Source organism: Parahoeflea halophila (assembly GCF_900220985.1).
Lineage (GTDB): Bacteria > Pseudomonadota > Alphaproteobacteria > Rhizobiales > Rhizobiaceae > Hoeflea > Hoeflea halophila.
Genome location: NZ_OCPC01000003.1, coordinates 33,455 through 59,000, shown reverse-complemented (window position 1 = coordinate 59,000; position 25,546 = coordinate 33,455). Strand labels below are relative to the sequence as shown.

Annotated in this window: 24 protein-coding genes; 15 read left to right on the top strand and 9 right to left on the bottom strand. The window is 61.4% G+C overall.

Annotated elements, in window-relative coordinates:
* The first annotated feature begins 21 nt into the window (after positions 1-21).
* Genes gatC through gatA form a run of 3 tightly spaced genes read left to right on the top strand, consistent with a single transcriptional unit; the run spans position 22 to position 2,274 of the window.
* Positions 22-309, top strand: a complete 288-nt coding sequence (gene gatC, locus CRO46_RS10800; RefSeq protein ID WP_097107799.1) for an Asp-tRNA(Asn)/Glu-tRNA(Gln) amidotransferase subunit GatC — start codon at positions 22-24, stop codon at positions 307-309.
* A 4-nt stretch (positions 310-313) separates the two neighbouring features.
* On the top strand, positions 314-796 hold the full coding sequence (locus CRO46_RS10795; RefSeq protein WP_097107798.1) for a GNAT family N-acetyltransferase: 483 nt from the start codon (positions 314-316) through the stop codon (positions 794-796).
* A complete protein-coding gene (gene gatA / locus CRO46_RS10790; RefSeq protein WP_097107797.1) occupies positions 793-2,274 on the top strand; it encodes an Asp-tRNA(Asn)/Glu-tRNA(Gln) amidotransferase subunit GatA in 1,482 nt (493 codons plus the stop codon). Before CRO46_RS10795 ends, gatA begins: the two co-directional genes overlap by 4 nt.
* Positions 2,275-2,325: 51 nt before the next feature.
* Here the strand turns inward: gatA and CRO46_RS10785 are convergent, their stop codons facing one another.
* Positions 2,326-2,583 carry a YjhX family toxin gene (locus CRO46_RS10785; RefSeq protein WP_097107796.1) on the bottom strand — a complete coding sequence of 86 codons (258 nt, stop codon included), beginning with the start codon at positions 2,581-2,583 and terminating at the stop codon, positions 2,326-2,328.
* Between the two features lie 350 nt (positions 2,584-2,933).
* Here CRO46_RS10785 and CRO46_RS10780 point away from each other — a divergent pair, with 350 nt between their 5' ends.
* On the top strand, positions 2,934-3,479 hold the full coding sequence (locus CRO46_RS10780) for a GNAT family N-acetyltransferase (protein ID WP_097107795.1): 546 nt from the start codon (positions 2,934-2,936) through the stop codon (positions 3,477-3,479).
* A gap of 154 nt (positions 3,480-3,633) precedes the next feature.
* Here CRO46_RS10780 and CRO46_RS10775 read toward each other — a convergent pair whose 3' ends face one another.
* Positions 3,634-3,918, bottom strand: a complete 285-nt coding sequence (locus CRO46_RS10775; protein WP_097107794.1) for a DUF6455 family protein — start codon at positions 3,916-3,918, stop codon at positions 3,634-3,636.
* Positions 3,919-4,104: 186 nt separating this feature from the next.
* Here CRO46_RS10775 and gatB point away from each other — a divergent pair, with 186 nt between their 5' ends.
* From gatB to CRO46_RS10745, 6 genes are all read left to right on the top strand, one after another.
* Positions 4,105-5,607: an Asp-tRNA(Asn)/Glu-tRNA(Gln) amidotransferase subunit GatB gene (gatB, locus tag CRO46_RS10770; protein WP_097107793.1), complete on the top strand. Its 1,503-nt coding sequence runs from the start codon at positions 4,105-4,107 to the stop codon at positions 5,605-5,607.
* A gap of 9 nt (positions 5,608-5,616) precedes the next feature.
* Positions 5,617-6,114 (top strand): GNAT family N-acetyltransferase, encoded by a 498-nt coding sequence (locus tag CRO46_RS10765; protein ID WP_097107792.1) that lies wholly within the window; start codon positions 5,617-5,619, stop codon positions 6,112-6,114.
* A 305-nt stretch (positions 6,115-6,419) separates the two neighbouring features.
* Positions 6,420-6,908, top strand: a complete 489-nt coding sequence (locus tag CRO46_RS10760) for a DM13 domain-containing protein (protein ID WP_097107791.1) — start codon at positions 6,420-6,422, stop codon at positions 6,906-6,908.
* A gap of 10 nt (positions 6,909-6,918) precedes the next feature.
* Complete coding sequence (locus tag CRO46_RS10755; RefSeq protein WP_097107790.1) at positions 6,919-7,377, top strand: GNAT family N-acetyltransferase; 459 nt, start codon at positions 6,919-6,921, stop codon at positions 7,375-7,377.
* 100 nt (positions 7,378-7,477) lie between these two features.
* Entirely contained in the window at positions 7,478-7,876 is a 399-nt protein-coding gene (locus CRO46_RS10750; protein ID WP_097107789.1) for an NADH:ubiquinone oxidoreductase subunit NDUFA12, read from the top strand.
* Positions 7,877-8,006: 130 nt separating this feature from the next.
* A complete protein-coding gene (locus CRO46_RS10745; RefSeq protein WP_097107788.1) occupies positions 8,007-8,432 on the top strand; it encodes a DUF2155 domain-containing protein in 426 nt (141 codons plus the stop codon).
* A gap of 107 nt (positions 8,433-8,539) precedes the next feature.
* On the opposite strand, the gene CRO46_RS10740 is transcribed toward CRO46_RS10745, so the two are convergent.
* From CRO46_RS10740 to CRO46_RS10715, 6 genes are all read right to left on the bottom strand, one after another.
* A complete protein-coding gene (locus tag CRO46_RS10740) occupies positions 8,540-10,696 on the bottom strand; it encodes an OmpA family protein (RefSeq protein WP_143439009.1) in 2,157 nt (718 codons plus the stop codon).
* A gap of 217 nt (positions 10,697-10,913) precedes the next feature.
* On the bottom strand, positions 10,914-11,555 hold the full coding sequence (gene aat, locus CRO46_RS10735; protein WP_097107786.1) for a leucyl/phenylalanyl-tRNA--protein transferase: 642 nt from the start codon (positions 11,553-11,555) through the stop codon (positions 10,914-10,916).
* A gap of 32 nt (positions 11,556-11,587) precedes the next feature.
* Complete coding sequence (gene accC, locus CRO46_RS10730) at positions 11,588-12,937, bottom strand: acetyl-CoA carboxylase biotin carboxylase subunit (protein WP_097107785.1); 1,350 nt, start codon at positions 12,935-12,937, stop codon at positions 11,588-11,590.
* Positions 12,938-12,949: 12 nt separating this feature from the next.
* Positions 12,950-13,420: an acetyl-CoA carboxylase biotin carboxyl carrier protein gene (gene accB, locus CRO46_RS10725; protein ID WP_097107784.1), complete on the bottom strand. Its 471-nt coding sequence runs from the start codon at positions 13,418-13,420 to the stop codon at positions 12,950-12,952.
* Between the two features lie 300 nt (positions 13,421-13,720).
* Positions 13,721-14,485, bottom strand: coding sequence for a DsbA family protein (locus CRO46_RS10720; protein ID WP_097107783.1), 765 nt, complete (start codon positions 14,483-14,485; stop codon positions 13,721-13,723).
* 56 nt (positions 14,486-14,541) lie between these two features.
* Positions 14,542-15,939, bottom strand: a complete 1,398-nt coding sequence (locus tag CRO46_RS10715) for a M48 family metalloprotease (protein ID WP_097107782.1) — start codon at positions 15,937-15,939, stop codon at positions 14,542-14,544.
* A 244-nt stretch (positions 15,940-16,183) separates the two neighbouring features.
* Between CRO46_RS10715 and CRO46_RS10710 the strand changes: the two genes are divergently transcribed.
* On the top strand, positions 16,184-17,347 hold the full coding sequence (locus CRO46_RS10710; protein ID WP_244577879.1) for a pyridoxal phosphate-dependent aminotransferase: 1,164 nt from the start codon (positions 16,184-16,186) through the stop codon (positions 17,345-17,347).
* Positions 17,344-17,598 (top strand): hypothetical protein, encoded by a 255-nt coding sequence (locus CRO46_RS10705; RefSeq protein ID WP_097107781.1) that lies wholly within the window; start codon positions 17,344-17,346, stop codon positions 17,596-17,598. Before CRO46_RS10710 ends, CRO46_RS10705 begins: the two co-directional genes overlap by 4 nt.
* A gap of 138 nt (positions 17,599-17,736) precedes the next feature.
* Here CRO46_RS10705 and CRO46_RS10700 read toward each other — a convergent pair whose 3' ends face one another.
* Complete coding sequence (locus tag CRO46_RS10700) at positions 17,737-20,691, bottom strand: Rne/Rng family ribonuclease (RefSeq protein WP_097107780.1); 2,955 nt, start codon at positions 20,689-20,691, stop codon at positions 17,737-17,739.
* A gap of 920 nt (positions 20,692-21,611) precedes the next feature.
* Between CRO46_RS10700 and CRO46_RS10695 the strand changes: the two genes are divergently transcribed.
* From CRO46_RS10695 to CRO46_RS10690, 3 genes are all read left to right on the top strand, one after another.
* A complete protein-coding gene (locus CRO46_RS10695; protein ID WP_244577861.1) occupies positions 21,612-22,760 on the top strand; it encodes an N-acetylmuramoyl-L-alanine amidase in 1,149 nt (382 codons plus the stop codon).
* A 146-nt stretch (positions 22,761-22,906) separates the two neighbouring features.
* A complete protein-coding gene (locus CRO46_RS19970; RefSeq protein WP_179759026.1) occupies positions 22,907-23,077 on the top strand; it encodes a hypothetical protein in 171 nt (56 codons plus the stop codon).
* Complete coding sequence (locus CRO46_RS10690) at positions 23,077-25,527, top strand: penicillin-binding protein 1A (RefSeq protein WP_097107778.1); 2,451 nt, start codon at positions 23,077-23,079, stop codon at positions 25,525-25,527. Before CRO46_RS19970 ends, CRO46_RS10690 begins: the two co-directional genes overlap by 1 nt.
* The last annotated feature ends 19 nt before the right edge of the window (positions 25,528-25,546 follow it).

Here is a 25,546-nt window from a genome sequence, read left to right as displayed (position 1 = left end):
CACCACCCCGATGAGGACCCGATGTCCGTAGATCTTGCCACCGTCAAACGCGTTGCGCACCTGGCCCGCATTGCGGTCACCGACGAGGAAGCCGCTCGCATGGAAGGCGAACTCAACACCATCCTGGGATTTGTCGAGCACCTCTCCGAAGTCGATGTCGAGGGCGTCGAGCCGATGACCTCGGTGACGCCGATGGCGATGAAGAAGCGCGCCGACACCGTTACCGACGGCTCCAAGGCGGACGACATCGTCGCCAACGCGCCCGAACGGGCCGACAATTTCTTCATGGTGCCGAAGGTGGTCGAGTAAGCCGATGGCTGTGTCGATCGCCATTGAAACGCCGCTTCAGGACGAGGTGAAGACGCTGGTCACGGCGCTCGATGCGCATCTGGCGCCACTGGCGCCGGCCGAGTTCAATTTCGGTCTTGATCTGGACGAGATGGCCGCCGCCGACACAACCGTCTTTGTTGCCCGCAACGGCGACAGCAAGGCGGTTGGAATCGGCGCGCTCAAGCATATCGGCCAGTACGAAGGCCAGCAGCTGGGCGAGATCAAGCGCATGTACACCGATCCTGCCGTGCGCGGGCAGCGCATCGGCTCGGCCTTGCTCGAGGCGATCCAAGAACGCGCCCGGTCGCTGGGGATCGAGCGCCTCGTCCTCGAAACCGGCGTCGGCGAGGGGCTCGCCGCCGCTGTCCGGCTTTATCAGAACCACGGCTTCACCGAATGTGGCGCTGTGCTCGATTATCCCGCATCTCACTATTCCCGGTTCTTTGAAAAGAAGTTGTCCGCATGACCGACCTCACCCGCCTGACCATCGCCGAAGCCCGTGACGAAATGGGCAGGGGCGCACTCTCCAGCGTCGAGCTGACCGATGCCTATCTGAATGCCATCGAGGCGGCAAACCCGGCAATCAATGCCTATGTCAAGGTGACCGCCGACAAGGCGCGCGAAATGGCGAAAGCCTCCGACGCCCGCCGTGCAAACGGTCAGGCCGGGGCCCTTGAGGGGATCCCGCTCGGCGTCAAGGATCTCTATGCCACCGAGGGCGTCCACACCCAGGCCTGCTCCCATGTGCTCGACGGTTTCGAACCGCGCTACGAATCCACCGTCACGGCCAATCTCTGGGCTGACGGCGCAGTCATGCTCGGCAAGCTCAACATGGACGAGTTCGCCATGGGCTCGTCCAACGAAACCTCTTATTACGGCCCGGCAATCAACCCCTGGCGCGCCGAGGGTTCCAACGCCAATTTGGTGCCCGGCGGGTCCTCCGGAGGGTCAGCCGCTGCGGTGGCTGCGCTGATGTGTGCGGGTGCAACGGCGACCGACACCGGTGGTTCGATCCGTCAGCCCGCAGCCTTTACCGGCACGGTCGGGATCAAGCCGACCTATGGCCGCTGCTCGCGCTGGGGCATTGCCGCCTTCGCATCCTCGCTTGACCAGGCCGGCCCGATCACCCGCGACGTACGCGACGCTGCAATCCTGCTCAAGTCGATGGCTTCCGTTGATGAAAAGGACACCACCTCCGTCGACATGCCGGTGCCCGATTACGAAGCCGCCCTTGGCGCTTCGGTCAAGGGCCTGAAGATCGGCATACCGCGTGAATACCGCATCGAGGGCATGCCGGAAGAGATCGAAACGCTGTGGCAGAAGGGCATTGCCTGGCTCAAGGATGCCGGCGCCGAGATCGTCGATATCGAACTGCCGCACACGAAATACGCGCTGCCGGCCTATTACATCGTCGCCCCGGCCGAGGCCTCGTCCAACCTGGCCCGCTATGATGGCGTGCGTTACGGTCTGCGTGTGCCCGGCAAGGATATTGCAGACATGTACGAGAAGACCCGCGCCGAGGGCTTCGGCCAGGAGGTGAAGCGCCGCATCATGATCGGCACCTACGTGCTGTCCGCCGGTTACTACGACGCCTATTACCTGCGCGCCCAGAAGGTCCGCACCCTGATCAAGCGCGATTTCGAACTCGCCTTCGAGGCGGGCGTTGATGCGATTCTGACCCCGGCAACGCCGTCCTCGGCCTTTGCCGTCGGTGACGAGAGCCTGGCCAGCGACCCGGTCAAGATGTACATGCAGGACGTCTTCACCGTCACCGTCAACATGGCCGGCCTGCCGGGCATTTCGGTCCCCGCCGGTCTCGACGCCAAAGGTCTGCCGCTCGGTCTGCAGCTGATCGGCCGTCCCTTCGAGGAAGAAACCCTGTTCAAGACCGCTCACGTCATCGAACAGGCCGCCGGCCGGTTCGAAGCGAAGAAGTGGTGGTAATCTTTCAATCCGAGAGATGACAAAGCGGCGCCTCGAGGCGCCGCTTTGCGTTTAGCGGTTGTTCAGCTGTGATCTGACCAGTTCCAGCCCGCGGCGGGTTACGCCGTAGGGCTGTCCCCTGCGCGAGCTGATCGCGCGGCGGCGCTTGAGCTTGCGAAAGGTCGCGAGATCGAGACCGGTAAACAGCCAGCCTTCACGGGTAAACAGTTTCAGTTCCGTGATCTTCTTGCGTTCGTCACGGACCGGCTCGATCCTGCCGCCTTGGGCCAGCAGGTGCAAAATGCGCTGTTCTGCGCGGGATATATCCATTGTTCGTATCCGGGATAGCGCTCCGGTGAGCGCACAAAAACACGGGCCAATGTCTCTGACATTGACGGCTTCATGTTTTTGTCGGGCCTGACGCGGCGGCTTCGACGCGGGCAGGCCCGTTATCGGGACTCGGACTGGAAGAACATAAAGGCTCCGGTGATGGACCGTTAGACCATGGAAGGGGCGGGAGCCGGGCACAATGAAACTCGGTCGGGGTGCCTTGAGAAGCATTGCCACTGTTGCCTTTTTGCCCGGCCAAAGGTGCAGGGCTTGATGATTTGCCGGATTCCGGCGAAAGTCGGAGCGATTACCTCGCACCGGCGCGGTCATGAACTTACGGAGCGGTCTTGATGCTAGCTATCCGGCCTGCCACGTCTGCCGAAGCCCAGGATCTTGCCAAGATCGGTCTCGCCGCATGGGAAAAGGCGATCCGCGTCTGGGGTGAGGATGCCGAGCGCCTGCGCGACAACGCCCGGGATGCCTATTACGATTTCTGCACCCGCTGCTGGCCCGATATTCTTGTGGCGGAATGGGATGGCGATGTGGCCGGCTGGGGATCGTGCGAAAAGGCCGATGATTTCATCACCGATCTCTGGGTGCTGCCGGAGTTTCAGAACCGGGGTATAGGCACCGCTCTGCTCGATGAGATCGAAGCAGGTATCATGGCGCGCGGCTTTCCGTCTGCGCGGCTTGATACCCACGCCCGCAATCTCGCCGCGATCCGGCTTTTCAAGCGGATGCGGTATCGGGTGAAAACCTATTTCGTCACCTATTCCGACCCGCTGGACGAAGACATCGACAAGGTCGAGATGATCAAGGAGTTCGAGCCCGGCAACGACCCCGGCGGCGAGCCCCGTGATCCCGGAACCGACGACTACAGCCTTTACGACAATTGAACACACGCTTCATTTCAAGGTGGCACAACAGCGCCGCCGCAGGTGGAGCGCGCGGAGCTGCTCTGCGTCAGGCAGAAAAGACCCGGACGCGGCGAGGCAACCCGGGCTCAGAATTGGACGAAGAAAACGCCTTCACCTCAAGGGAGTTCTAAATTCACGCTGCAGGCTGTGTCTTCGCCTCGGCGTTGCGCAGAACCCGCGCGAAAAGATCGTGATTGCGGCAGAAGGACGGGGCCTCATCCGGCGCGGCTTCGTGGGAAAGCCAGTGCTCACAAGCATCGGTCCGGTCGCAACTCAGGCATCGATTGGCGGCCCGGCGCAGCACGCCTGCGTGATCCGGCAGCGCCCGGATCTCGTCTGCGACTCCAAGTTTGATCATCATGGCGTCCATCAGGTCGGCCTGTCTTGTCAGGCGGCTGAAAATGTCGAGTACGCTCATGCTCTTCTCCTTGTTGCTGTTGTGGAGAGGATCTCATCGGCACCGCGCGGCCGCATTGATCTCGGTCAAACAATTTGCACTTGGTTTCGGGCCTGTTCCGGGCCTCGCCGCCCGGAAAGCCTTGCAGTCGGGCCGGGTTTGTTCTACCCGACTGGGAGCTGATCCTTCACAGACAATGAGCCTGCCATGACACTCGTCGACACCCGCACCCCTGACCCCAAACGGCTGATTCCCGGCGCCACCGGCGATTGGGAGGTCATCATCGGTCTGGAAGTCCATGCGCAGGTGACCAGCAACTCGAAACTGTTCTCCGGCTCGTCCACCGAGTTCGGAAAGGCTGCCAACTCCAATGTCAGTCTCGTCGATGCGGCGATGCCCGGCATGCTGCCGGTGATCAACGAGGAGTGCGTCGCCCAGGCCGTGCGCACCGGTCTCGGTCTGAAGGCGCAGATCAACAAACGCTCGGTGTTTGATCGCAAGAACTATTTTTATCCCGATCTGCCGCAGGGCTATCAGATCTCCCAGTACAAGGACCCGATCGTCGGTGAGGGCAAGATCATCATTTCGGTCGGCCCCGACCGCCAGGGAAATTTCGAGGATATCGAGATCGGCATCGAACGCCTGCACCTCGAGCAGGACGCCGGCAAGTCGATGCACGATCAGCATCCGTCGATGTCCTATGTCGATCTCAACCGTTCCGGCGTCGCGCTGATGGAGATCGTTTCCAAGCCCGACATGCGTTCGGCGGACGAGGCCAAGGCCTATGTCACCAAGCTGCGCTCGATCCTGCGCTATCTCGGCACCTGCGACGGCAATATGGACGAAGGCTCAATGCGCGCCGACGTCAATGTCTCCGTGCGCAAGCCGGGCGGCGAGTTCGGCACCCGCTGCGAAATCAAGAACGTCAACTCGATCCGCTTCGTCGGCCAGGCCATCGAATCCGAGGCCAGGCGTCAGATCGCCATCATCGAGGACGGCGGCACGATCGACCAGGAAACCCGCCTGTTCGATCCCGGCAAGGGCGAAACCCGCTCGATGCGCTCGAAGGAAGATGCGCACGATTACCGCTATTTCCCTGACCCGGACCTGCTGCCGCTTGAGTTCGATCAGGCATATGTCGATGCGCTGAAGGCCAATCTGCCGGAACTGCCCGACGACAAGAAGGCGCGTTTCGTGGCCGACATGGGGCTGAGCGTCTACGACGCTTCGATCCTGGTGTCGGAAAAGGCGATTGCCGACTATTTCGAGGAAGTGGCCAGTGGCCGCGACGGCAAGATGGCTGCGAACTGGGTCATCAACGACCTGCTGGGTGCCTTGAACAAATCCGGCAAAGGCATTGAAGAGACTCCGGTTTCCCCGGCCCAGCTCGGCAGCATCATCGACATGATCAAGGACGGCACCATCTCCGGCAAGATCGCCAAGGACCTGTTCGAGATCGTCTGGAATGAGGGCGGCAACCCGGCTGAAATCGTTGAAGCCAAGGGCATGAAGCAGGTCACCGACACCGGCGCCATTGAAAAGGCCGTTGACGAGGTTATCGCCGCCAACCCGGATCAGGTCGCCAAGGCACAGGCCAAGCCCGCGCTTGCTGGCTGGTTCGTCGGTCAGGTGATGAAAGCCACCGGCGGCAAGGCCAACCCGAAGGCGGTGCAGGACCTGGTCAAGTCGAAGCTCGGCATCGAGGACTAAGATAGCCTGATGTTCTTCGTCCGCTCCGCTTCTCCCCGCGATGTTTCAGCCATCCGCGATGTGCTGGCTGAAACCTGGCGGGCGACCTATGCGCCGTTCTACGGGGCGGCGAGGGTCGAGGAGATCATTGCCGACTGGCATTCCGAAGCGGCGATCAAAAGCCATTTGGCACGGCCGGACGGCGAATTCCTGGTGGCCGACGACGGCGAAAAGATCGGCGGCATCGCCTTTGCCAGCCACTCTGCCGCGTCGAGGACCGTCTCGCTGCATCAGCTCTATGTCCGGCCTGAATGTCAGGGGCTTGGCATCGGACGCGATCTCTTTGCCGAAATCGAAACCTGTTTTCCGGGCGCGCAGACACTCAGCCTGGAAGTCGATCCCGGCAATGAGCCGGCGATCGCGTTCTACCAGGCTCACGGCATGACCGAGACCGGCCGCACCGACAATTGCGGCAAGGACCAGTCGGGCATCCCTGCCGTGATCATGAGCAAGCCGCTTCCGGGATAGGGGGCAGAACAGGCAACCGCAGCCCGGGCTTTGGATTCAGTTTGCCTCCAGCTCCCGGCCCTGGAGGTCCCAGAAGCGCACGGCTGAACATTCGATGAAGTAGCTCCGGCGCTCGCGGTCGCAGGCAACCTCGATCGCTGCCATCCTGCCATCGGCAATTGATGCGAACTTGCAGCCATTTTCTCTGTGTGGATAGCCAAAAGCCGAATTGACGCTTGTTCACCCGTGCTCTCAAGCTTGACTGGCTGTTGTCCCCGTAAGTTAATGCGCGGATACTGCGGTGGTGGATCGGGGGAGGGGGTGCCATGACACAGAGCTACAAGATCGTAATCCCGGTATTCTTCATCGGCTTTCTGGCCGGTGCCGGTTTCTGGTATCTGTTTTCCCCGGCGCTCTTCGACCGGGTGGTCAGTGAAGAACTGCCTGCAGGCTTTGACCTGAGTGAACTGCGCAGCGGAGAATTTCGCGATGTCGACGGGGCCCACCGCGGCTCCGGCAAGGCGCAGGTGCTGGTCTCGCCGGCTGGCGCCGCATTGCTCAGGTTCACCGATTTCGAAGTCACCAACGGCCCGGATCTGGAAGTCTGGCTGGTCAAGGATCCGGACCCGCAGAAATCTGCTGACGTCAGCGCCAGCCAATGGCTTTCGCTTGGCCCGCTTCGCGGCAACAAGGGCGACCAGACCTATGTGATCCCCGAAGGTACCAATCCGTCGGAATGGGGATCGGCGGTGATCTGGTGCGAGCAGTTCGGCGTCCTGTTCTCGGTCGCGACTCTCTCTGAGGCAAAAATCTAGGGGCAGGGCGATGAACATGGAAATCCGTGAGGCCCGGCGCGAAGATGTCGCCGCGATCGCAGCCATGTTTGCCGACGATGACCTCGGCGGCCATGGAGACAGTGCCGATCCCGCTGACCTGCCGGCCTACACTGCAGCCTTCGATACCATCGCCGCAAGCCGCAACGATCAGCTTTTCGTCGTTGTCCATAATGGCGAAATCGTCGGCACATTCCAGACGACGCTGATCACCTCGCTGACCGGCAAGGGAAGTTCGAACCTGACGGTCGAGGCTGTGCACACCCGCAGCGATATGCGCGGCAAGGGAATCGGTAAGGCGATGATTAGCCATGCCATCGAGCAGGCAAAGACGCGCGGCGCACGGCTGGTACAGCTGATGTCCAATGCCAGCCGGGCTGAGGCGCACAGGTTTTACAGCCGCCTCGGTTTCAGCCAGAGCCATCTCGGCTTCAAGATGAAATTGCGCTGAGCCCGGTGTCCAGACACTGGACAATGCTGGCGCAGCGGGCCATAAGGCGGGACAAGACGCGGCTGCAATCCGGTCGCCAGTCCACGGACGAGAGGCTTTCATGAAGGCACTACTTCTTCAGATGTTCACCTGGTGGAATGGACAGACCTGGGGGACCAGGTTTCACACCTGGCGCCATGGCACCCGTGTCGGTGAGGATGCCGACGGCAATGTCTATTATGAAGGCGGGACTGACTCGGAAGGCCGCACCCGCCGCTGGGTGATCTACAGCGGTTACTCGGAAGCTTCTGCTATTCCGCCCGGCTGGCATGGCTGGATGCATCACCGCACCGATGTCTCGCCTGCTGCCGAGAATTATGTGCCAAGGCCTTGGGAAAAAGCCCACATTGCAAACATGACGGGCACTGGCCGCGCCTACCGCCCCAAGGGGTCGATCCTCAACCAGGGTGCACGTCCGCATGTCACCGGCGACTACGACGCCTGGACACCAAAATCCTGACAGGCCGTCATGGCTTTGGCTAAGCCCTGCCACAATTCATGCTTAACGCTTCGTTGACGGCGGTGAGCTAGCCTCTCGGCCGGAGATCTGCCGGAACGGTCATCTAATGGCCCTGCGACGAGTGAAGCGAATGAATTTCCACCTGAACAGCCTCGTAACGTGCACCAGCGCGCTGCTTCTTGCAGCCACGGCCATTGTGGGTTCTCCCGCCCACGCCGCGCGCATTGAAAATCCGGTGGCGGTGTTTTCCGGAATCGACAAGATCACCGGTCGAATCACCACTTTTGATGTCTATGTCGGTGAAACCGTGCAATTCGGCGCGCTTCAGGTCACGCCGCGGGTCTGTTACAGCCGCGATGAAACCGAACCACCGAAAACAACCACATTTGTCGAAGTGGATGAAATCACCCTCGACCGCAAGATCAGGCGCCGCTTTACCGGCTGGATGTTTGCCGATTCTCCCGGCCTGAATGCGGTTGATCACGCTGTTTATGACGTCTGGCTCAAGGATTGCAAGCAGCAGTCCGATATTCCCGCACCGGGCACGGGCAACTAGTCTCCGCCTGCGTTACCCGATCCATCAGGGCGACAGTCCGCAATTTAAAAAGAACGCCGCGCATCCGACTGGATGCGCGGCGTTTTGCCTTTGTTGGCAGGCAACCCTTATCGCGAGGCGATGGGGGTCACCAGTGGTGTGATGCGCCGTATCGTGACCCGCCGGTTGAGTCGCTCCGGCGCCTCGGTGCGAACCTTCAGATAGCGCTCGCCATAGCCCTGTGTGACAAGGTTTTCCGGCGGGATGCCGAACACGTCGGTCAGTGCCACGGCGACCGTTTCGGCGCGACGGTCCGACAGCAGCAGGTTCGATTCATCCCGTCCAATGGCATCGGTATGACCTTCGATCAGGAAGGTTTCAGCCGGGTTGCGGTCGAGTATCTTGCTGATTGCGTCTGCCACGTCCGACAAACGCTGGACCTGGTCTTCGGCAATGCTTGCCTTGCCGAACTCGAATGTCAACGAATCCATGTCGATGCGGCGCACCTTGTCGCGAATACGAGCCGAGCGGCGCACTTCCTCGACCGAATAGAGCCGTTCGACCCGCTCGACCGGGGGCTCCATCAGGAATTCAAGAAATGCAGATGGCCGGGCCTCGCTGGCGTCGAGGATGTAATCGGAGATCGGGATGCCGAGCCGCAAGGGTGGCAGCGACCGGCCCGGGTCGACAAAGGCCTCGCGCGAACCGTCGCTGTTGGCCTCGGCGTAAAACAGCACGTATTCGCGGCCGTCCGGCATGATGCGGCTGCGCTGGATCACGTCACCCCAGCGATTGGTTATGGTCACCAGCTGGACGCCGTTTGGCCGGACAATGACCTCGCGCACGCGGCCGCCGCGCAGGCGCTCGTAATACACCTCGTCACTGCCCGCACGCAGGCGCTCGCGTTCATCGTGCTCGATGACGGTGCGATTGTCGACCTGTATGATGGTCCGGTTGTCGGTCTGGTTGATGATGGTGACGTTGGTCTGAGCTTCGCGCGGCGGTGCCTCGTCGATGCGTTCGCCGCGTTCCGACATCGCGGCCTCTGGCGCCGCAGCGGACTGCGAGGCAGGGGCCTGTGCTTCGGCGTCCGAGGACGGAGGAGGGGCGGCCGGCTCGCTGGAGGCTGCAGCCGGAGCCGTGCGGGTACCACCTTCCTCCGGGGCCGGTTCTTCCTTGGCGCTGTCGAGCACGGGCGCGCCATCTTCGACGGGCAGGGTGAGAACTTCTTCCTCTGCAGGCGCGGGCGTTTCTGCCTCTGGCTGTTGGCCCTGTGCCGCATCCGGGGTTGCCGGTGTGCCGGCGGCCTCGTCGGCCTTGGGCTGGGATTCCGTGTTCTCCTCTTCAGCAGGTGTTTCGGATGACTGTGCCGGGTCGGGCGCAGCTTCTTCCGGTGCCACACTCTGTGGTGCGACCTGGGGTTCGTTTTCACCGGCAGGCGCTTCCATGGCAGGAGCCTCCTCGCCGACCGGTTCGCCGCTCTCGGAACTGTCATCGGCTGGAGCGGGTTGATCCGGAGAAGCGGGATCTTCAGAGGCAGGAGCTGCCGGGGCTGGTTCCGCCTCTTCTGCCTGAGCCGGCTTTGGTGCTGCCGGTTTTTCAGCCTGTGCTTCTGCAGGTTGCTCCGGAGCCTCTTCAGCAGCCTCGGGCTGCTCGGCCTGCGGTGTAGCCTCGCTGGTCGGCTCGTCTTCAGCGCCTGCACCTTCAGCACCGGCACCTTCGACGGGAGCGGTTTCCACTGGCTGCTCTGTCTCGGTGGAACCGCCTTCCGTCACAGCGGCTTCAGCGTCGGCCTCTGCGGCTGTATCTTGGCTGGCCGATGGCTCCACGGGCTTATCGGCCGCGGGTGCGGCGTCGGGTGCGGAGGCGGGCTCTGGTTCTGACGCCGGTTGCTCTGCAGCAGGTGCCGGAGCAGGTTGGGCTTCGGATTCGGCCGCTGCCGGGGCAGTGGTTTCGGCGGGCTTTTCTTGCGCCGCGTCTGCGGAGGATTGCGAAGACTGTTCAGCGGCCTGAGCGGCCTCGAGCTCGGCCTGGGCGGCTTCTACCTCGGCCTGGGCGGTGGCGACATCTCCACCTGTGTTTTCAGCTTCTGCCTTGCGTTCGAGTGCGGCCGCAAGGGCCGCTTCGGCATCGGCGACGCTCATCTGCACCCGGATAAGCGGATACTGGATGCCGGGCTGTCTAAGGTCGGGTGCCTGAGCATGGCTGAAAGATGCAGCATGGCTGAAGCCGAGACTGCAGAGGCTGATGGCGGTGGAGGCAAGTAGGGTCCGTGGCAATGTCACGAGGGCAACTCCTGTAAGGTGAACGTTCCTTCGGGCGCTCAACGCCTGAGCGCCCGCTGTGGTTCCATCCGCAGGCTGTACCGCGTCAGTCCTTGGACCACGTCGAAAATACGCCAGCGGGATCTGCTACCAGTCGCTTGCGGCGAATGGTGGGCAGCACGGAAAGATTATTGATGTCGTGTGAGTGAAATGCAGTATCAGCGCCGCCGCGGCAGGCTCATGTACCGGTGCGATCGCGTTGGTCGGTATCGGCGAAGGCCAGATCCGGCCCGTCTAGCGCCTCCGCCAGCAAATCGACATAGTCTTCGCGCGGCACGTCAATGGCGCCGAAGCGCTTGAGGTGCTCGGTGGTGAACTGGGTGTCGAGCAGCACAAACCCGCGCGCGCACAGCCGCTCGACAAGATGCACCAGGCAGATCTTGGAGGCGTCTGTGGCGCGGCTGAACATGCTTTCGCCGAAGAAGGCCCGGCGCAGCGAGACTCCATAGAGCCCGCCCACAAGCTTGCCATCACGCCAGGCCTCGACGCTGTGAGCGTGGTTGAGCCGGTGCAATTCGCTGTAGAGTTCTGTGATGGTCGAGTTGATCCAGGTCGAAGGGCGATTCTCGACACTTTCCGCACAAGCCGCAACGACCGTCTCGAATGCGGTGTTGATGCGGATTTCAAACGGCGCCTGGCGCACGGTGCGGGCAAGGCGCTTGGGGACGTGAAAACCGTCCAGCGGCAACAGGCCGCGAACCTCCGGTTCGACCCAGAACAGGTCCGGGTCGTCCGCCGAATCCGCCATCGGAAACAGGCCGGAGGCATAGGCGCGCAACAGCAGGTCCGGCGTGATCTGCGGCAAGGATCCGCGGCGCATGTCAGGCCCTCCGGATCAGGGGCGGCAGAAACCTATTTGCCGGACTTCGCCGCGAGGAATTTTTCCAGCCAGTGGATGTCGTAGTCACCATTTGCGATGTCCGGATTGGCAAGAAGGTCGCGAAACAGCGGGATCGTGGTCTTGATGCCGTCGACCACGAACTCATCCAGCGCCCGGCGCAGCCGCATCATGCATTCAACGCGTGTCCGCCCGTGTACGATCAGCTTGCCGATGAGACTGTCGTAAAAGGGCGGGATCCTGTAGCCCTGATAGACGCCAGAATCCACGCGTACGCCAAGACCGCCGGGCGGGTGGTAGTGCGTGATCGTTCCCGGTGAGGGGACGAAGGTGTTCGGATCCTCGGCGTTGATGCGGCACTCGATGGCATGGCCCTGAAACCGGATGTCGTCCTGGGACACGGACAATCCAGCTCCCGAGGCGATGCGAATCTGCTCATTGACCAGGTCAATGCCGGTGATGGCTTCGGTGATGGTGTGTTCGACCTGCAGCCGGGTGTTCATTTCGATGAAATAAAACCCGCCGTTCTCGTAGAGAAACTCGATCGTGCCGGCGCCGCGATATTTCAGCTTGCGCATCGCTTCCGCGCAGATCTCGCCGATTTCCATCCGCTGGTCTTCGTTCAGCGAAGGCGAGTTGGCTTCTTCCCAGACCTTCTGATGCCGGCGCTGCAGCGAGCAGTCACGCTCACCCAGGTGCACCGCGTTTCCTTCGCCGTCACCGAGCACCTGAACTTCGATATGTCGGGGACGGCCCAGGTATTTTTCCATATAAACGGCATCATTGCCGAAATTGGCGAGAGCTTCCGAACGGGCCGTCGACAGGGCTTCGGAAAGCTCCTCGTCGTTATGAGCCACTTTCATGCCCTTGCCGCCGCCGCCAGCTGTCGCCTTGATCAGCACCGGATAGCCGGTTTCCTTGGCAATGCTGATTGCCTGGTCGACGTCGTGCACTTCTCCGTCGGACCCCGGCACGCAGGGGATACCGAGCGACACTGCGGTCTTCTTGGCGGTGATCTTGTCGCCCATCAGACGAATATGGTCGGCGGTCGGTCCGATGAAAGTGATGCCGTGGGCATCAAGGATGTCGGCAAACTTGGCGTTCTCGGAAAGAAACCCGTAGCCTGGATGCACCGCATCAGCGCCGGTAATCTCGCAGGCGGCGACTATCTGGTGAATGTTGAGATAGCTGTCGCGCGATGGCGGCGGCCCGATGCAGACGCTTTCGTCGGCCAGGCGCACATGCATCGCATCCTGGTCGGCCGTGGAATGCACCGCCACAGTCTTGATGCCGAGCTCCTTGCAGGCGCGCAGCACCCTGAGCGCGATCTCTCCGCGGTTTGCTATGAGGACCTTTGAGAACATAGCCTCGCTCACCTACTCGATCACAATCATCGGTTCGCCGTATTCCACCGGATCGGCGTCACCAACCAGGATTTCGACAACCTTGCCGGAGCGCGGTGCGGGGATCTGGTTCATCGTCTTCATCGCTTCGATGATCAGGATGGTCTGGCCTTCCTTGACCGACTGGCCGACTTCGACAAACGGCTTGGCACCGGGCGCCGGCGACATGTAGACGGTCCCGACCATTGGAGCCGTCACGGCATTGGCCGATGGTTTTGACGCTGCTGCGGCCGGAGCTTCCGCCGGCTGAGCTGCTGCAGGCTGTGCAGCCGGTGCCGGGGACTGTGCGACCGGTGCGTGGACCATCTGCGGGGTGCCGGCGCGGCTGACCCGGACGCGCAAATCATCCTGTTCGATCTCGATCTCTGTGAGATCGGTGTCGTTGAGAATATTGGCCAGATCCCGGATCAGATCCTGGTCGATCGACGGTTTTCGTGTTGCCATCGGACTTTTGCCTTTGTTTTTGTTGTCGCCGACGGCAAATGCAGCCGTCGCTGGTTGTCTGTCCTTTACAGCCCCGAACTGCCCGGTGACAAGCCCGCACTGTTCAAGGAGCCGAGAATCGGCCTGAAATCCCGATCTGCCGGTTCAGGCCGTCCAGTATTAATCAATACACTGTCTGGCGGTTCCTATGAGAAAGCTTTCGCGGGCTCATGGCATTTTCCACAAGCGATTGCTGGAACACCAGCCGCCTGAAGCAGTTTGCAGTCGCCCTGTTGCTTGGCCGCTTAATCACTGAGCGTGTCAGCAAATGGTGCTTTCGCATTGGCGCATGTTGTCGATCTTCTCGCGCAGCACGTCTTCACCGACGGCACCGAATACAGCCTCGTCACCGATGACGAAGGATGGTGTGCCGGAAATTCCCAGCGCGTTTGCGAGGGTATAGGTCTGACGTATTGACTGTTCGATCGCCGGGTCATCCATTCCGGCGCGCAGCTCTGCCTCATCGATGCCGAAAGACTTCGCCAGTTCGATGGCCCGGTCTTCGGTCGCACGCACATCGGCGCCCAGCATCTGCATGTGATAGTCGCCGTATTTCTCCGGTGCCAGTGCGCGGAACGACATGGCAACACGGTGCGCCGCCAGGGAATCGGGTCCAAGGATGGGGAATTCCTTGAGCACGAAACGAATGTTCGGGTCCTTGTCGAGAAGCGCGATCATGTCGTTCATCGCGCTTTTGCAGAAGCCGCAATTGTAATCATAGAACTCGACCACAGTGACGTCACCGTCCGGATTGCCCAGCACGATGTCTTCCGGCGCGTTGAAGATAGCATCGCTGTTGCTCGAAATCGCGGCTTGCGCCAGGGCCCGGCTTTCCGCTTCCTTCTTGACCTCAAGCGCCTGTTGCATCTCCTCAATGATACCTGGATTGGCCATCAGATATTCGCGGATGAAGGCGCCGAATTCCTCCTTCTGTGTATCATCCAGCGCCGCGGCGGGCAGAGGCAGCGCCGTCGACATGCCGATGATTAGGGCGGCCATCAGGCCGGTGCCGGTTTTCAGTCTCATGTCGATCAGATCCTTATCGTTGTCTGTGCGGCCAACGCCCCTATGCTCAGGCGTTCCTATCTGCCGATGGTTAAGATGTCATTTGCGCGGAGGGCACCGGGCGACCCCTTCGGCAGCTTCGTAAGGGCGCGGGCGGCAAAGGATTTTGCCTCCCGTAAATTGCCCGCGCGAAAATTGCCTTCCGCCATCGCAAGCTCCGCATTGGCGATGTCCCCGGTCTGGCCATAGGCCTGGGAAAGGTGCCGGTAGGCGGCAAAATTGTCGGGTTCGGCCTGGATGGCGACCCGCAGTTCCTCGATGGCGCGTGTCATGTTCTTTGGATTGCCGGAGGAGACGAGCGCAAAGCCGTGCCGCGCCCGGATCAGCGGGGAATTGCTGCGGTCGAGTTTCAGCGCCCGCGCGAAAGCCTTGATTGCCTCGTCGGTCTTGCGCAACTTGACGAGCACTTCACCGCGGAACTCGTGAAAATAGGGATTGTTGGGCTGTTCGCGTATCAGCGCATCGAGCTTTTTAAGCGACGCTGCGGAGTTTCCCGTCAGATCGGTCGCGATCGCGTCTCCATAGCGCGCGGCAAGCGAGCTGCGGTCATTGGCGAACATCCGCGCCACGGCGGCCGCACCGCCCGAATAGGCAGCAATCTTGGCCAGCATCAGTTGATGCCGGTCATTGAGCCGTTTCGGATCCTTGACGTCGAAATACTTGCTTTTGCGCGCGAGCTCTTCGAGCAACGCGATGCGTTCGCGCGGCAATGGGTGGCTGATCTGGTACGGGTCCACCTGGACGCCGGACAGTGACAGGCTCTGTGAGAACCGTTCGAAGGTCGTCAGCATGCCCTTGATCGACTGCCCGGTGGCATTGAGGTAGCGCGCCGCTGCTTGGTCGGCATTCATCTCCTCGGAGCGGCGGTAACTCAGCAAGTTGCGCTGCACCAGCGTAGGTGTCGCCGTGATCAGTGCACCGCCGGCCCTGGCGCTGCCGTCACTGCCAGCGATGGAGCCTGCGGCCATCGCGCCGATGCCCAGCAAGCCGCCGACAATGGCCATGGTCTGGGCCGCGGCGATCTGTTCGCGAAGCCGCTGCTGATGTCCGCCGGCAAGGTGCCCGGCCTCATGGGCAATGACGCCGATGATCTCGTTGGGAACGGTCGCAGCCGACAACGCGCCGGTGTTGATGAAGATGCGTTCACCGTCGACGAAGGCATTGAAGCTCGGGTCGTTGACGAGGATGATCCGTACCCGGCTGGACTTCAGCCCGGCCGCTTTCAGCACCGGTGTGGCATATTCCTTCAGCAGAGTTTCGATTTCCGCGTCGCGAACAACAGCCACACGGCCCTGCGAGAATGCTGGCATGGCGAGTGAAACCGTAACCAGTGCCGCAATCGCCGCAGATATGAGCCGGCCTGGCCTGCGTGTCTTGCCTGCCATACTGTCGTGGACCCTGGTGAAGTCAGCCATGATCGGTGAAGCTCTCCTCGTTCGGTTGAAGGGTAATCGCTGGGGCCGGAAAAGCAATTGTCCAATGCGACCAAGCGGTAGCGCTCTCGTACTTGTGAAGGACACGACAATCGGGCATTTGTGCGGCCATCCGGTCCAGCGCAGGTAAGCGGCTGTCCGCGGATTCGCCCGAGCTTGCGCAAAAACGGGCACTAAAGAAATCAACACCCGCAACCGATTGTCGGTCCGCGGCCAGGGAGAGCCAATCTTGACACTGAAACGCAAGCCATCCGTCGAGCCGTTCCACGCCATGGACGTGCTGGCCGCCGCAACACGGCACAAGCAGGAGGGCAAGCCGGTCATCTCCATGGCCGTTGGTCAGCCCGCCCATCCGGCCCCTGCAACAGCCCGTGCCGCCGCCGCGCGCGCGCTCGAAGCCGGGCGGCTTGGTTACACCGATGCGCTCGGCATCAAGAGCCTGCGTCAGGCCATTGCGCACCGATACAAGACCGTCCACGGTCTAGACCTCGATCCACAGCGTGTCGCCGTTACGACCGGGTCCTCGGCAGGTTTCAACCTTGCTTTCCTGCAGCTGTTCAATCCCGGCGACCTTGTCGTCATCACCCGCCCGGGCTACCCCGCCTACCGCAACATTCTCGCAGCGCTTGGCTTGCAGGTGATCGAGATTGCGGTGGGACCGGATACCGGCCATGCCTTGACCCCCGCTGCCATTGAGGACGCTGAACGCGAGGCCGGTATGCGTGTTGCGGGTGTTCTGATCGCCAGTCCCGCCAACCCGACCGGCGCGGTTCATTCCGCCCACGCCATTGCCGAACTCGACGCCTGGTGCGCAGCTCGCGGTGTGGCCTTCATATCCGACGAAATCTATCATGGCCTGACCTGGAGCGGCGAGGAGACGACCGCGCTCTCCATCTCCGACAATGCGGTGGTGATCAATTCCTTCTCGAAATATTTCTGCATGACCGGATGGCGCATCGGCTGGATGGTCCTGCCTGAAGATCTGGTGCGGCCGGTCGAATGCCTCGCGCAAAGCCTCTACATCAGCGCACCGGAACTTTCCCAGGTCGCCGCCGAGGCGGCTCTGGATGGCATTGCGGAAATGGAGGCGGTCCGCAACGGCTATCAGAAAAACCGTTCATTGCTGGCCGAGCGGCTGCCGGCACTGGGACTGCCCTTCGCAGCCCCGATGGACGGCGCCTTCTACGCGTGGATGGACGTTTCCGCGCACACAAATGATTCGATGGCGTTTGCCCGCCAGATGCTCGCGGACATTCATGTTGCGGCAACGCCGGGCAGGGACTTCGATCCGGTAGACGGATCGCGCTATCTGCGCTTTTCCTATGCCGGCGACCATGCCGACATGGTGACGGCGCTGGATCGCATCGAGAGCTGGATTGGCAGCAGGTGAAGGGCGGCAAAAAACTTGCTCTGTCAGCCTGTGCCGCCGAAACGGCTGGCTCCGGTATCCTGACCGAGCGGACGCGCATGCGGCGCCATACCGTTTCCGACTTCAAACCATCCGCCGCCCTCTGGAGTGATCCCGATGTGGTCCGTTTCATTGCAGCGAAGAACGGTTTTGTCGAGCGCTGTTCCGGCGAACTCCGAGGCAGCCCGGTCCTGATCATGGAGCGTCTGAATTCTGTGAATCGGAAAAACTGAGCAATTACACAATTTTATATAAGTTTGATAAACTAAAATATTAGAGTCATGGTATGGTGGTAAGCGACATTATTCTTGTGTTGAAATGAAAAACCGGCGGGGGAACCGCCGGTTTCTCGTCCTGTCGTTCGGACTGGCTCAGAAGAAGCCGCGCTTTTGCCACCAGCCGGCCTTCTTGGGTTTCTTTTCCTCATCAGGTGCGGTCGATGAGGTTACCACGGGTGCCGTGGCAATCGCGGCGAGATCGGTGCGCGCGGCATTGCGGTCGGCAGCCTTGTCGTCGCTCTTCTCTTCTTTATCAACAGTGTCCGGCGCGGCAGCCTCGGAGTCGCTGTCAGCCTTTGCATCCGCCTCCGGTTCAGCGGCGGTTTCAGCTTCAGGTTCCGCAGCAGCGGCAGCCGCCGCTTCTTCCGCAGCCTTGTCAGCGGCGATCTGCGCCTTGGTCCGGCGTTTTCTGCGCGCGGGCTTGGTGGGCTTCTCTTCCTCGGCTGCAGACGCGACCTCAGCAGGCTCGGCCTCGGCAGCAGTTGCAATAGGCTCTGACGCGGCAGCGTCGCCGGAAGTGTCGGCTACGGGAGAGGCCCCTTCGGAGGATGCCGCTACTTCGTCTGTCTGCAACGACCCGTCGTTGGAATCCGATGCGCCGTTTGTATCTTCCTCGCGGTTGCGACGTCCACCGCGCTTGCCACGGCGGCGGCGCTTGCCGCGCGCCTGCTCATCATTCTCGCCCTCGGCGGAAGCATCCGTGGCTTCCTCGCCTGATGAAGAGTCTCCTTCGCTCTTGCTGTCCTGCGCCGATCCATCAGCGGATGTGTTCGTCTCATCGCCATTGGTGTCGCCCTCGGACTTGCGGCCGCCACGGCGGCGGCGCCTGCGCCGCTTCTTGCCCTGGCCTTCCTCGCGCTCGGGGCGGTTGTCGCTCCTGGCCTCAGACGTGTCGTCCGACTCCGAGGTCTCCTCGCCGGTTTCCTCGACGATTTCCGGATCGTCGTCATCCTCGGGATAGGCCGGGGTGTTGACGGTGATGTGTTCGATGTTGACCGGCGATTCCACGGCAGCGCCGCGATCAATGGCGAAATGGTTCGCGCCAACGCTTTCGTCTGCCGAGAAGCTGATCGAGACGCCGAAGCGTTTCTCCAGATCAACCACCGTATCACGCTTGTGATTGAGCATGTAAAGCGCGGTTTCGCCCGTTGTGCGAACGATGATGTCGTGGGTGGTGTTCTTGAGCAGGTGCTCCTCGACGCCACGCAGGACATGCAGCGCCACCGATGACTGCGACCGGATATGGCCGTTGCCGCCGCAGGTCGGGCAAACCTGCATCGTGCTTTCCAGCACCGACGCCCGGATCCGCTGACGCGACATCTCCAAGAGCCCGAAATGCGAAATCCGGCCGACCTGGATGCGGGCGCGGTCGTTCTTCAGGCAGTCCTTCATCTTCTTTTCGACCGCACGGTTGTTGCGGTTTTCTTCCATGTCGATGAAGTCGATGACGATCAGGCCGGCAAGGTCGCGCAGCCTGAGCTGGCGGGCAACTTCCTCGGCGGCCTCGAGGTTGGTCTGCAGCGCCGTGTCCTCGATCGAGTGCTCGCGGGTCGAGCGCCCCGAGTTGACGTCGATGGCGACCAGCGCCTCGGTCTGGTTGATGATGATGTAGCCGCCCGATTTCAGCGTTACCTGCGGCTGCAGCATCCGGTCGAGCTGGGCCTCGATGCCCGAGCGCGCAAAGATCGGATGCAGGTCGCGATAGGGCTGAACCACCTTGGCGTGGCTCGGCATCAGCATCTTCATGAAATCCTTGGCTTCGCGGTAGCCTTCCTCGCCCGAAACGATGATTTCGGAAATGTCCTTGTTGTAAAGATCACGGATCGACCGCTTGATCAGGCTGCCTTCCTCGTAGACGAGGCTCGGCGCGGTCGATTTCAGCGTCAGGTTGCGGACATTCTCCCACAACCGCATCAGGTATTCGAAGTCGCGCTTGACCTCGACCTTGGTGCGGTTGGCGCCGGCGGTGCGCAGGATGACGCCCATGCCCTTGGGCACTTCCAGCTCGCGAGCGATCTCCTTGAGACGCTTGCGGTCAGGCAGGTTGGTGATCTTGCGCGAAATCCCGCCGCCACGCGCGGTGTTCGGCATCAGCACCGAATAACGTCCGGCCAGCGACAGATAGGTCGTCAGCGCGGCGCCCTTGTTGCCGCGTTCTTCCTTGACCACCTGGACCAGCAGGATCTGGCGGCGCTTGATGACTTCCTGGATCCGGTACTGCTTGCGCGGTTTGCGCTGCGAGCGGGTGGGAACCTCTTCCAGCGCGTCTTCGGAGCCGACCGATTCGACCGGTTCGTCGTCGCTGGACGCGTCGTCGTCATCGTCTTTCTTCGATTTGCCCTTGCGTGATGTCGATACCGGTTCGGAGATCTCGTCGGCCTCGACATCGGCAGCCATTTCGGTCGGCTTACCGTCATCGTCGTCCTTTGAGTCGTCGGAGTTTCCGGCACCCGCATCGGACGCTTCCGCTGCATCCTTCTCATCTGCATCGGCAGCCGCCGCCATCTCGGCAACGGGGACATCGCTTGCAGCGGTATCGCTTTCCTCTGCAGCGGTTGCGGCATCCGCATCAGCATCCTCGGTTTTGGCTGCCTCGGTGGATTTCTTGCCGCGCCGGCTGCGGCGGGGTCGGGACTTCGAGGCGTTGGCGTCCTCGCTGCCCTGTTCATCGTCATTCGCCTTGGCCTTGGATCGCGACTTCGGCTTGCTCGAGCCATTGTCAGCCTCGTCGGCGCTTTCGAAGTCGGGATCGTTCTCTGCATCCTCGGCTTCGGCCTGAAGCAAAGCCTGCCGGTCGGCGAGCGGGATCTGGTAATAGTCGGGATGGATTTCGGAAAACGCCAGGAAACCATGGCGGTTGCCGCCATAATCGACGAAGGCCGCCTGAAGCGATGGCTCCACGCGGGTGACTTTAGCCAGATAGATGTTTCCGCGGAGCTGTTTCTTGTGCTCCGATTCGAAATCGAATTCCTCTATGCGGTTTCCACGAACGACAACGACGCGAGTCTCCTCGGGATGGGAGGCGTCGATAAGCATTTTTTCTGCCATTGAATGTAAGCTCCTCGGCGCGTCCTCAAAGACTGACTCCGCCGCGCCGAATGTCGGGGCAGGGGATGGTCACCGAGAAGTGCGCCGGATGATAGATATTCCGGACGTCGGCATGGAGCAGTGGTCAGGGCTGAAACCGGAGCGTTTGACGCCCGGGGCCTGTTCACACTTTGGGAGTTCCGCATTTGCACCATAAAAGCCGGCCGAAAATTCATTTGCGTGTAGTCCTTGCGGACCGATGAAAGCCTCTGAAGAGGCGTGCGGCGACAAGGGCCGCGAAGGTTGTGGCAGGAGTCCTCGCCTGCCGGGTTTAATCAATGTCCTGGCCTTCGGTGCTGTGGAGGACTGACAAGCCTCTCTGCATCTCTGGCCATATTGCCGAGCAGGAGCAGTCAGAATTGGTTCCCGACGAGGGAACTGTGAGCTGGCCGCTCCGGGAAAGGATTTTTATTCGACGACGGACGATCCGCACTCCTGGCGCCCTGGGCCTGTTGCAGGCGGCGGCCGGAAGGGTGACAGTTCTATCCCGTCAATATACTTACCCAAGGAAAGCTTTTATGGGCTGTTTATCGATCTGGCAACTGAAATCATCTGGGCATCCGGTTGTATATCGCCGCGAGTTGACCTAACCCGCAACCGCGTAAACCGGTCTCCGGTTTTTTATGGTGAACGAAGGGTTAACCCGATTGCACCATGCTACAGCACGGATGACGGTTCGAATCGTGCCATTCTATTGACGTCGTTTGGCGCTAGAGGCTCGTCCTTCACGACGCCGGGGAAGCTTCGCAAAAAGGGCTTGGTGCAGACCGATGAGACAAGATGCGACAGGACGGCGGGGAAATGCGCGTGGAGGCCACCGGCTCCTGTGTGCCTTGGCTTGTTTTGTGGCCGCCGCCTTTGCTCTCGTGGCGCTACCCCCCTTGGCACTGGCGGCAAATCCGGAAAGTTCTGCCGCGCCGCGCCATGTCGCCATTGCCGCGCGCCTGGCAGGCGACGACACCCGCGTCCGGCTGGTGCTCGATTTCGAACGCGAACCCGAATTCAGGCTGAAGTACCTCGAAAATCCCCATCGTGCCGTGATCGATCTGCCCGAAACAGTGTTTGCCTTCTCACAGGACGCGTTGCAGCAGCGTGGACTGGTCCGCTCGGTTCGCTATGGCAATTCCGGTAACAGCCAAGCGCGCATGGTTTTTGAATTCGCTGCGCCTACGAAAATGGAACTGGCCGAAACCAGCACGGAAGCCGATGGCGCGATCCACCGCATGGTGTTCGACATCACCATCGTCGACGAACAGGATTTCGCCGCCGAGGTTTCCGCCACCGATTGGCCGGAACCGGATGACGAAAGCAGCCGACAGTCTGCCACCCCGCCTGGCGACAGCATGACCATTGTCGTCGACGCAGGTCATGGCGGCATCGACGGAGGCGCAGAGGGCCCCGCCGGCTCGATGGAAAAGAATGTCACTCTTGCCTTTGCAGAGGCCCTGAAAGCGGCGCTGGAGGAAAAGGACGGCATCCGTGTTATCATGACCCGAACCGACGACAGCTTTCTGTCGCTGTCGGCGCGGGTGCGGCGCGCGCGCGAGGCGGCGGCGGATCTGCTGATTTCGCTGCATGCTGATTCGATCGCCGTCCGCTCGCTACGCGGTGCGACGGTCTACACGCTCTCGGACAAGGCATCCGATGCGGTGGCGCAATCGCTGGTGGATCAGGAAAACCGGGAGGACGCCATAATTGGGACCAGCCTCGAGAATGCGCCCGAAGATATTGCCGCCATCCTTGTGGATCTGGCGCGGACCGAAACACGGGTGTTTTCCACAGGTCTCGCCCAACAGGTGATCAATTCCTTCGAAGGCCAGGTCAAACTCATCAACAATCCGCTGCGCCACGCCGGTTTTCGGGTGTTGCAGGCTCCCGATGTTCCGTCGGTACTCGTGGAAATGGGCTATTTGTCCAATCGCGAGGACGAAAAGCTTCTCAATGATGAGGAATGGCGCAATAACACCGCCCGGCTGCTTGCACAATCGGTTGAGGCTTACCGCGAAACGATCTTGGCGGGCAGGCAATGATGACCGATAAGGTACATGACGATTCCGGCTGGCGGCCAGGGCGTCTCGGGCCGGTCGCCGGGAGACGGACATGCGGTTGCGTGGCATCGCGCCATGAGCCGTGGTACATGCGGCCAAACGCGCAGCGCGGTGACGGACGAGAAGGCTTGAAAACCAAGCGTTTGCTGCAGTTTTCATTTTCCGAGGTCAAATGGGAAAACGCGGCAGCGCCCTATTTTACTCACATTGTCCGGGCTAACCGGGCACAAGACATGTCCGGCCATTGTCCTGGCGTCAGCCAGGCGGGTCTGAATGAAAAGCAAACGGTAGCGGGCTGATGATACGACTGATTGGATATTTCTTCGGGATCGGGACCGTTGCGTTTCTGATTGTTGCAGCCGGTGTTGCCTGGTACATTGGGGATATCTCGAAGGATCTGCCGGACTACGAGGTGCTCAACAGCTACGAGCCGCCGGTGACCACCCGTGTCCACTCCGCGTCCGGTGAGCTGATGGCGGAATACGCCCGTCAGCGCCGTTTGTTCCTTCCCATCCAGGCCATCCCGGACCGGGTCAAGGCGGCGTTTCTGTCTGCCGAAGACAAGAACTTCTATTCGCATCCCGGCGTTGATCCGGTAGGCCTCACCCGCGCGGTGATCAACAATATCCGCACCGGCGCACGGCAGGGTGCATCGACCATCACCCAGCAGGTTGCAAAGAACTTCCTGCTGACCGCCGATCAGACCTATGAGCGCAAGATCAAGGAAGCGATTCTCTCGTTCCGCATAGAGCAGGCCTATTCCAAGGACCGTATTCTGGAGCTCTATCTCAACGAGATCTTCTTCGGCATGAATGCCTACGGTATTGCCGGCGCCGCACTGACCTATTTCAACAAGTCGGTCAACGAGCTGACCATTGCCGAGACCGCCTATCTGGCGGCGCTTCCGAAAGCTCCCGCGAACTACCATCCCTTCCGTCACCCCGAGCGCGCCATGGAGCGCCGCAACTGGGTGATCGACCGGATGATGGAAAACGGCTACGTCCGCGCCGCCGACGGCGCCGATGCCAAGGCCGAGCCGCTGGGCGTGACGCCGCGCAAGACCGGATCTTACCTGTTTGCATCCGAATATTTCGCAGAAGAGGTCCGCCGCGAGCTGATCGACCGTTACGGCGATGATGCGCTCTATGAGGGCGGCCTGTCGGTCCGCACCACGCTCGACCCGCGGCTTCAGGTGATTGCACGCAAGGCCTTGCACAAAGGGTTGTTGAACTACGACGAGCGCCGTGGCTTCCGCGGGCCGGTGACCCGGATCGACATATCCGGCGACTGGGGCACGCCGCTCAGCGAGATTGATCCGCTGCGTGACGTGCCTGAATGGAAACTGGCTGTCGTTCTGTCGGCTTCCGACGACACCGTCGAGGTTGGCCTGCGCCCCGGCCGGGAGGTTTCCGGCGCAGTTGCCGAAGAGCGGCCGACCGGCACGATTCTGGCCGAGGACATGAAATGGGCATACCGCGTCAATCTGCCCGGAGAAAAGGCCCGGAACGTCAAAAAGGCCTCCGATGTGCTGGCTCCGGGTGACGTTGTCTATGTCGAACCTTTTGACCAGGACGGGACCCAGAAGCTGCGTCTGAGGCAGCCGCCGAAGGTCCAGGGCGCGCTGGTGGCAATGGATCCGCATACCGGGCGCGTGCTCGCCATGGTCGGCGGCTTTTCCTTCGCCCAGTCGGAGTTCAACCGCGCCACCCAGGCCCAGCGCCAGCCCGGATCCGCTTTCAAGCCCTTCGTCTATGCAGCCGCTCTCGACAATGGCTATACGCCTGCCTCGGTGGTGCTTGATGCACCGATCGAAATTGTGTCCGGCGGTGAACTGTGGAAGCCAAAGAACTACGGTGGCGGCTCGGCTGGCCCGTCGACGCTGCGGCTCGGCATCGAACGCTCGCGTAACCTGATGACCGTCCGGCTTGCCCAGGACATGGGGATGAACCTGGTGGCGGAATATGCCGAACGGTTTGGTGTCTATGACGACATGTTGCCGGTGTTGGCGATGTCGCTGGGTTCCGGCGAAACCACGGTGATGCGGATGGCGTCGGCCTATTCGGTGCTGGCCAATGGCGGCAAGCAGATCAAGCCCTCGCTGATCGACCGGATTCAGGACCGCTACGGAAAAACCATCTTCAAGCACGAGGAGCGCAGTTGCGATGCCTGTGTTGCCACTGCCTGGCTGTCGCAGGAAGAGCCCGAAGTCATCGACACCCGCGAGCAGGTGCTCGATCCGATGACCGCCTACCAGATCACCTCGATGATGGAAGGTGTGGTCACCCGCGGAACCGCAGCCGGCAAGATCGACCTTGATCGCCCGACCGCCGGCAAGACCGGCACCACCAACGAGGAAAAGGACGCCTGGTTCATGGGCTATACCGCCGACCTCGTGGCCGGAGTCTTCATCGGCTTTGACAATCCGACACCGATGGGCCGCGGCTCCACCGGCGGCGCGCTGGCCGCACCGGTGTTCAATGAGTTCATGCAGGGCGCGCTCGAGGGCACGCGCCCGGCTGACTTCCGCGTCCCGCAGGGCATGAAGCTGATTGCGATCAACCGCAAAACAGGCATGCAAGCCTTTGAAGGCGAGGGCGACGTGATCATGGAGGCGTTCAAGCCAGGCACCGGGCCTTCGGACGTCTATTCGGTCATCGGTCTTGAGGAATTTGCCACCGGCGAAGCCATCACCACGATTTCGCCGCAGGCCAACCAGGCTGTGAACAATGGTGTTGGCGGGCTTTATTGACGCATCGGAAAATCGGCGC